This is a genomic window from Sutterella sp., from assembly GCF_052272535.1.
Classification (GTDB): Bacteria; Pseudomonadota; Gammaproteobacteria; order Burkholderiales; family Burkholderiaceae_F; genus Sutterella.
This window is the reverse complement of sequence record NZ_DAVZJY010000163.1, coordinates 1-5,638: the sequence shown is the minus strand read 5'-3', so window position 1 is coordinate 5,638 and position 5,638 is coordinate 1. Positions and strand designations below refer to the sequence as shown.

4 protein-coding genes are annotated in these 5,638 nt (G+C 70.8%); all 4 read left to right on the top strand.

The features are described 5' to 3' along the window. A partial coding sequence (locus ACT6Y9_RS08280) for a UDP-N-acetylmuramoyl-L-alanyl-D-glutamate--2,6-diaminopimelate ligase (protein ID WP_443744191.1) occupies positions 1-1,394 on the top strand: 1,394 nt, incomplete at its 5' end. A gap of 18 nt (positions 1,395-1,412) precedes the next feature. Further along, positions 1,413-2,822: a UDP-N-acetylmuramoyl-tripeptide--D-alanyl-D-alanine ligase gene (locus tag ACT6Y9_RS08275; protein WP_443744190.1), complete on the top strand. Its 1,410-nt coding sequence runs from the start codon at positions 1,413-1,415 to the stop codon at positions 2,820-2,822. Between the two features lie 48 nt (positions 2,823-2,870). Next, a complete protein-coding gene (mraY, locus tag ACT6Y9_RS08270) occupies positions 2,871-4,025 on the top strand; it encodes a phospho-N-acetylmuramoyl-pentapeptide-transferase (protein WP_295477669.1) in 1,155 nt (384 codons plus the stop codon). A 68-nt stretch (positions 4,026-4,093) separates the two neighbouring features. Next, positions 4,094-5,635 (top strand): UDP-N-acetylmuramoyl-L-alanine--D-glutamate ligase, encoded by a 1,542-nt coding sequence (gene murD / locus ACT6Y9_RS08265; protein ID WP_443744189.1) that lies wholly within the window; start codon positions 4,094-4,096, stop codon positions 5,633-5,635. Positions 5,636-5,638 lie beyond the last annotated feature (3 nt).

Sequence of the window (5,638 nt, the reverse complement as noted above, 5' to 3'; positions counted from 1 at the left end):
GCTTCATCCGCGTCGCGGCCGCCCGCGGCGCCGCCGGCGTGATCTACGAGACGGGCGACGCCCGCGAGACTTCGCCCGCCGCGCACCACCCGGTCGCCTCCCTCGGGGTCGAGCACCTCTCGGAGCGCCTCGGCGCCATCGCCTCGGCCTTCTACGGCGACCCGTCGGCGAAGATGGCGGGCGTCGCGGTGACGGGCACGAACGGCAAGACCACCACCACCTTCTGGGTGAGCGAGCTTCTCGGGAAGCTCGGCCTCCCCACGGCTGTGATCGGCACCGTCGGCGTCTTCCTGGAAGGGGAGAAGATTCCCTCGCCCCACCTCACGACCCCCGACGCCCCGTCGCTGCAGAGCATCTACGCCGAGGTCCTCGCCAAGGGCGCGCGCGCCTTCGCGATCGAGGCGAGCTCGGTGGGGCTCGAGCAGGGCCGCATGACCGGGTCGCACTTCCGCGTCGGCGTCTTCACGAACCTCACGCGCGACCACCTCGACTACCACCACACGATGGAGGCGTACGCTGCGGCGAAGGAGATCCTCTTCACCTGGCCCGGTCTGGAAAGCGCCGTGGTGAACGCGGGCGACCCCGTGTCGGAGCGCTTCGCCGCGACGGCGCGCGCCCACGGCGCGGCCGTCTGGGCGACAGGCCGCGAAGGCGCGGCGGAGGCGTTCGCCCAAAAGCACGGGTGCGCGCACTTCCTCGACGCGCACCGCATCGCGCCCACCGGGCGCGGCACGGGCTTCATCCTCAGCGTGGACGGCGTCGAGCGCGTCCTCCACCTCCCGGCGATCGGGCTCTTCAACGTGGACAACGCGCTCGAGGCGCTCGCGGCCGTGCTCGCCCTCGGGCACCCGCTCGAGGCGGTCCTTCCGCACCTCGAGACCCTCGTGCCGCCTCCGGGCCGCATGCAGATGGTCGAGGCCGAAGGGATGCCGCTCGGCGTCGTCGACTACGGTCACACGCCCGACGCGCTCGAGAAGGCGGTCACGAGCCTGCTGCCCAACGCGCGCGCCCGCGGCGGACGCCTCTGGACGGTCTTCGGGTGCGGCGGCGACCGCGATCCGGGCAAGCGCCCGATGATGGGCGCCGTTGCGGCCGAACATTCCGACGAAGTGGTGATCACGAGCGACAACCCGAGAAGCGAAGACCCGCAGGCGATCGTCGAGGCGATTGCGGCCGGGTGCCCGGGCGCCCGGAACGTGCGCATCGTCACGGACCGCCGCGAGGCGATCCACGCGGCGGTGCTCGCGGCCGATCCGCACGACGTCGTGCTCGTCGCGGGCAAGGGTCACGAGAGCGAACAGATCCTCAAGGACGGCCCGCACCACTTCCTCGACGCGGAGGTGCTGCGCGAAGCCTTCAACGAGCGGCGCATCCGCGACGCCCGCGGCGAGTAGCCCCACGTGGAGACGCCCATGCATCAGGAAAAAACGCTCGCCCGCCTCGTCGAGGCTCTGGGCGCGGAACTCGTCTGCGCCCGGGGCGGCCTCGCGGCGCTCAGGACGACGTGGACGACGGTCACCACCGACTCGCGCGCCGTGCGCGCGGGGTCGGTCTTCGTCGCGCTCCCTGGCGAGCGCTTCGACGGCCACGACTTCGCCGCAGCCGCGGCCAAGGCCGGCGCAGCCGCACTCGTCGTCGAGCGTCCGGTCGAAGGTGCGGGCGACGTCGCGCAGCTCGTCGCCGCGAGCTCCCGGCGCGCCTTCGGGCGCATCGCCCGTGCGTGGCGCCTCGGCTTCACGGTCCCCGTCGTTGCCGTGGGCGGCAGCAACGGCAAGACCACCGTGACGCAGATGACCGCGGCGGTGCTGCGCGCCCGCTTCGGCGAGCGGCACGTGCACGCGACCGCGGGGAACTTCAACAACGACGTGGGCGTGCCGCAGACGCTCCTCGGCCTCTCGGCGGCGCATTCCGCCGCCGTGGTTGAGGCCGGCATGAACCACCCGGGCGAAATGGGGGCGTTGGCGGACCTGATCCGCCCCGACCTCGTGATCCTCACCAACGCGCAGCGCGAGCACCAGGAGCACCTCGCCTCGGTCGAGGAGACGGCCTGGGAGAACGGCATGCTCATCGCCGCGCTCCCCGAAGGGGGCGGCGCCGTGATTCCCGCCGACGACCCGGGCACGCGCGTCTGGCGCTCGATCGCCGCGGCGCGCGGCGCGCGCCTCCTCACCTGGTCGATGACGAAGGACGTTCCGGCCGACGTCGTGGGGGAACTGCTCCCCGACGGGGAGCTTCTCGTGCGCGTTTGCGCAGAGGAGCGTCGCACGCGCCTCTCGATTGCGGGCGCGCACAACGCGAGGAACGCCCTCGCGGTCTTCACGGGTGCGCTCGCGCTCGGGATCGACTCCGATCAGGCACTCACGGCGCTTGCCGGCTTCCGTGCGCTCGCCGGCCGCGGCGAGCGCACCACGGTCGAGAGCGCCCGCGGGACCTTCACGCTCGTGGACGACGCCTACAACTGCAATCCCGACAGCGCGCTCGCCTCGGTGCGGATGCTCGCCGCCGAGCCCGCGCCCCGGATCTTCATCTTCGGCGACATGGCCGAATTGGGCGGCGCGTCCGAGCGCTGGCACGCCGAAGTGGGCCGCGCGGCGGCCGCGGCCGGCGTCGAGCGCTTCTGGACTACGGGTGCGCACGCGAAGCACGCCGCCGAGGCCTTCGAAGCGGCGAAGTCCGAGGGCGCCTCCGGGTGCTGGTTCGCCTCGCGCGCCGAGCTCGTCGCGCGCCTCGCCGAACTGCCGCTCGCGGGCGCCGTGGTCGTCGTGAAGGCGAGCCATTCATCGGGCTTCGCCGACGTGGTGAAGGCGCTCAAGGCGCTCTAAAGGACGTCGGGACACCGGTTTTTTCATTGATTCGAAGTCAACTCCATCATGCTTCTTGAACTTTTCCGTTCGCTCTCGACGAGCTGGTCGGGCTTCGGGGTCTTCAACTACCTCACGCTGCGCGCACTCCTCGCGTGCCTCACCGCCCTCGTGATCGGCTTCGCCTTCGGGCCCTGGATGATCCGCGAACTCAAAAAACTCCACTTCGGGCAGGCCGTGCGCACGAACGGCCCGAAGACGCACCTCGTGAAGGACGGCACGCCCACGATGGGCGGCGCCCTCATCCTCTTCGCGATCACCGTCTCGACGCTGCTCTGGGCGGACCTCTCGAACCGCTTCATCTGGGTTGTGCTCTTCGTCACTCTGGGCTACGGCGCGATCGGCTGGATCGACGACTACCGCAAGGTCGTGCACCACAATCCGCGCGGCATGAGCGCGAAGGAGAAGTTCGCCTGGCAGTCGGTGATCGGCTTCGCCGCGGCCTTCTACCTCGCGCTCGCGCTCTCGGTGGAGCCGGGCGGCACCTTCGCCGAAGCGGTGGCGAAGTGGTACGACGCGCGCTTCCCGCTCGACCTCTCGCCCAACATCCACCTCCTCATCCCGTGCTTCAAGGACGTCGCGCTCCCCTTCGGGCTGATCGGCTTCCTCGTCTTCACCTACGTCGTGATCGTCGGCTCGAGCAACGCGGTGAACCTCACGGACGGCCTCGACGGCCTCGCCATCCTCCCGACGGTTCTCGTCGGCATGGCGCTCGGCGTCTTCGCCTACGTCGTGGGGCGTCCGGACTTCTCGGCCTATCTGATCTTCCCCTTCATTCCCGGGGCGGGCGAGCTCGTTGTGATCGCCGGCGCTCTTGCGGGCGCCGGCCTCGCCTTCCTCTGGTTCAACGCCCACCCCGCGCAGGTCTTCATGGGCGACGTGGGCGCGCTCGCCTTGGGCGGGTGCCTCGGCACCATGGCGGTCGTCACGCGCCAGGAGCTCGTCCTCGCCGTGATGGGCGGCGTCTTCGTCGTCGAGACCCTTTCGGTCATGATCCAGACCACGTACTTCCGGCTCTCCCACGGCAAGCGCATCTTTCTGATGGCGCCCATCCACCACCACTTTGAACTCAAGGGCTGGCAGGAGACGCAGGTCGTCACCCGCTTCTGGATCATCACCTTCATCCTCGTGCTGATCGGCCTCGCGACCCTCAAGATCCGCTGATCCGCAAAGGAAGGAAGAGAAGTTTTTTTCGCCGGAGTGCGCAGCGCCTCCGGCGCTGGAGCCAAGTCATGCTGAAGGAAGCCGATCAGGGCTACATTGAACTCAACGCCGCCGAAGGGGCGGGCCGCCGCGCCTTCGTCGCGGGTCTGGGCGCCTCGGGGCGCGTCTCGGCCGCATATCTCGCGCGCCGCGGCTGGCGGGTCGCGGCCGCCGACACCCGCGCCGCGGTCGCGGGACTCGACGACTGGCGCGCGCAGAACCCCGCCGTCGAGGTGACGCTCGGGGGGCTCCCCGCAGCGCTTCCCCCCGGCACGGACCTCCTCGTGATGTCGCCGGGCATTTCGCCCTGGCACGGACCCGCGGCGGCGCTCGCGGGCGACGCGCGCGCGAAGAACGTCCCCGTTGCGGGCGAGATCGAGCTCTTCGCGCAGCACCTCGCGCACCTCGGCCGCACGAGCGGGTACAAGCCCGCCGTGATCGGCGTGACCGGCACGAACGGCAAGACCACCACCACGACCCTCACGGCGAAGATCGGCGAGGCGTCCGGGCGCTCGACCATCGCGGCGGGCAACATCGGGCCCAACGCGCTCTTCGAGCTCGAGAAGGCCGAGGCCGCCGGGACGCTCCCCGACCTCTGGGTGCTCGAACTCTCGAGTTTCCAGCTCGACACGACGCACACGCTCTACTGCGACGCCGCGGCGCTCCTCAACATCACCGAGGACCACATCGACTGGCACGGCTCGATGGAGGCCTACGCCCGCGCCAAGGCGCGGATCTTCTCGAAGGACACCGTGCGCGTCGGAAACCGCGAGGACGCGCTTGCGCTCGCGATGACGACGGAGGATCTGGAAGACCCGAAGCTCCTGCGCACCTTCGGCGCCTCGCGCCCGAAGCACCCGGGTGAATTCGGGCTCGAACTCGCCGCGCACGCCTCGCAGGGCCTGTGGCTCGCCTCGATGGACGAGATGGAGGTGGAGATCCTCTACCTCCCCGAAGGAGAGCTGCTGATCCGCGGCCGCCACAACGCGATGAACGCGCTCGCCGCGCTCGCGCTCACGGCCGCCGTCGGCATCGACCGGCTGGTCGCCGTCGGGGTGCTGCGCACCTACCGGGGCGAACCCCACCGCGTCGAGCTTGTGCGCACCGTGGCGGGGCGCGACTTCATCGACGACTCCAAGGGCACGAACGTCGGGGCGGTGGCCGCCGCCGTCAGGGGGCTCGCCGCTCAGGGCCGGCCCATCCGCATTCTGCTCGGCGGCGACGGCAAGGGGCAGGACTTCACGCCCTTGGCCGAGGTGCTCAAGGGCCGCGTCGCCGCCGCCGCGCTGATCGGCCGGGACGCCGAAGCGATCGGCCGGGCGATTGCGGACGACGCGATGGCCATGGAGCGCTTCGCGACGCTCGAAGACGCGGTCGAGTGGCTCTGGAGCACGAGCGCTCCGGGCGACCAGATCCTCCTCTCGCCCGCCTGCGCGTCCTGGGACATGTTCCGCGACTACGCCGAGCGCAGCGACCGCTTCAAGACCGCGGCCGCAGCGATCGCCGCGCGCGAGGAGCCTGAAGCGTCCGGACGGACGAAAGAGACCGGAAAGCCGGAGGGGGCCGCGTGATTC